At 31.4% G+C, this 2,151-nt stretch carries 6 protein-coding genes; all 6 read right to left on the reverse strand.

Features of this window, described 5'->3' with window-relative positions:
* On the reverse strand, positions 1 to 190 hold a 190-nt coding region (locus AC11W3_RS14345), incomplete at its 3' end, for a hypothetical protein (protein WP_484093219.1).
* Complete coding sequence (locus AC11W3_RS14350) at positions 190 to 486, reverse strand: hypothetical protein (RefSeq protein ID WP_484093220.1); 297 nt, start codon at positions 484 to 486, stop codon at positions 190 to 192. The genes AC11W3_RS14345 and AC11W3_RS14350, both read right to left, overlap by 1 nt.
* Positions 483 to 809 (reverse strand): phage head-tail connector protein, encoded by a 327-nt coding sequence (locus tag AC11W3_RS14355; protein WP_484093221.1) that lies wholly within the window; start codon positions 807 to 809, stop codon positions 483 to 485. The genes AC11W3_RS14350 and AC11W3_RS14355 overlap by 4 nt, the downstream gene beginning before the upstream one ends.
* A complete protein-coding gene (locus AC11W3_RS14360; protein ID WP_484093222.1) occupies positions 809 to 943 on the reverse strand; it encodes a hypothetical protein in 135 nt (44 codons plus the stop codon). The genes AC11W3_RS14355 and AC11W3_RS14360 overlap by 1 nt, the downstream gene beginning before the upstream one ends.
* 19 nt (positions 944 to 962) lie before the next feature.
* A complete protein-coding gene (locus tag AC11W3_RS14365) occupies positions 963 to 1,775 on the reverse strand; it encodes a hypothetical protein (RefSeq protein WP_484093223.1) in 813 nt (270 codons plus the stop codon).
* 25 nt (positions 1,776 to 1,800) lie between these two features.
* Positions 1,801 to 2,151, reverse strand: a 351-nt coding sequence (locus AC11W3_RS14370; protein WP_484093224.1) for a capsid assembly scaffolding protein Gp46 family protein, incomplete at its 5' end; no start/stop codon positions are given.

Consider the following 2,151-nt stretch of genomic DNA (forward strand, 5'->3'; position numbering starts at 1 on the left):
TGTTGATACTTCCCATAAGTCTAGAAGTTACCACACTTTTATTAAATCTAATTTTGTTTTTCATAGTTCCTTCTAGTTGGAACGCATTCTTTTTTATGATCATTGTGCCTAGTTGTAATACTTCAACGGGAAGCTTTGTAACTTCCATTCGTAAGTTGTCTATTTCCTTAGTATCTATTTTGAATCTCATTAGTTAATCACTTCCAAAGTTAAAAAAGTTTTATTTTTAGCTTTCTTTTGTAATATAACTTTGAATTTCTCATTTTTAGCTAATATAATATATTTCCTAAAGTCCATATCTTCTAAGGTTATAAGTGATCTTTTACTTGTATCTAGTATTCCAAATTGATCTGCTTGTTTCTCGTTAGATATGTTGGTTACAAAGGCGAAGAAGCTTTTTATTTCAACTTCATTAGTTATAAAACCACCTTGACCATCACTATTTTTTTGTGTTTCAATAACTTTGCAAAGTGTGTCCATTCTCATATGAAACGCACACCCTTTTTATTTTGGCTTCTAGTGTTAGATAAGTATTCTTTTATATACTCTGTATAAGGCTCAAGACATTCATTTATATATGTAATACTTACGCCTTCTACATTCTCACTCTTATAGCCTTCACTACCTAGTCTATTGTATAAATCTATTACAGCATTGATTAATATAAACTCTAACTGTAAAGGTACTTCATTTTCATTTATCTTTATTAGAAGACGTTGACTAATATCTTGTATTAGATTCAATAAAAGGGTGTCTTTATCGGACACCCCTATATTAAGTCTAAGTTTTATAGAAGTAAGTATATCCATTATTCAGCCTTATCTTTTGGCTTATTTTTTGGCTTCTTATATTCTTCTATTTCTTTAGCTTCTAATAAAGATTTTAAAACGTCAACGTTTTCTAATTCAAAGATGTAACCATCTTTTAATCTTTTAACTAACATTTAGATCACCTCTTTATTATTAAGCTATTGTATAATATAAAACAGCTATTCCTTCTGGCTTTAAAGTCTTTGCACCATAGTTGCTTAAACCTCTAACACCATCTGCAAATGCTCCTTCTAGTCTCATAGCTTCTGTCTTTTCTAACATCATACCAAAGCCTATTGCTGTTGGCTTGTGTAATGCTATTACTGTTGAAGCTGGTAAATCTTCTGACATTATTATAGAAGCACCATTTATTCTTCCACCTTCTACAAGTCCATTTTCTACTACTGTATAGTTTGAAGTGAATCTAGCATCTTTTTCTAATAATGATAAGTAGTCACTTGATACTACTATGCTTCTTTCAGCTTTAGGAACTCTCTTTTTATCTAACTTAGTTAATAAGTCAACTATGTAGTCATAAGCTGTAGTTTTAGAAACTGAAGTTTTAGCTAATGCTGTTCCTATTACGTTGTCAGCATGAACACCACTTACAGCTTCAGCTAATACATAAGAGTCAACAGTTTCTTTTAATGTTGCAACAGCTTCGGCAACGTGTTGATCTATTAAAGCACCACCATTTTTTGATTGAACTTTGTCAACATCATCTAATTTAAATGCCCAATACTTTTCTTGGTTGTATGGTAATTTAATATCAGTTGTTGCTAACTCGTCCCAAGCTACTGTTCCTGTGTAGTCTTTTATAGCTACAGCACCTACATTATTGAATATAGCTTCTTTTCCAGAAACCTCGCTAGGCTTTCTTGTTATTAATCCAACTATTGAACTATTGTGATACTTTTCTAATAATCTTGCTTCCCATATGCTAGGCATAAAAGTAGTTACAGCCATTTATAAAACCCCCTTTTAATTTACATTATTGTTGTCTTTTGTTCCAATATCTATTGATTTCCTCAGTAGACATTTTTGACAATTCTTCTAGTGTATACGTAACCCCTTGGGCTACATTACTACTTGTTGGAACTGTAGGTTTTACAGTACCTTCTAAGGCTTTAGAAAGCCATTGTTTCATTATCGTCTGTACTTCCTCTAAGTTCGCTTTAGTTGTTTCGGCATCTTGTCCCTTAACATACTTTGCTAATGTTATTGGTAAGTCCATTTGTGATAATTCTGTTTGAGTTTGATTTAATAATTGAATATCTTCAAACTCTTTCTTTTGTTTCTCGAACTCTGCTCTATCTTTTTCAAATAAAGCTTTTGTTCTTTC

Source organism: Geomonas sp., from assembly GCF_056994735.1.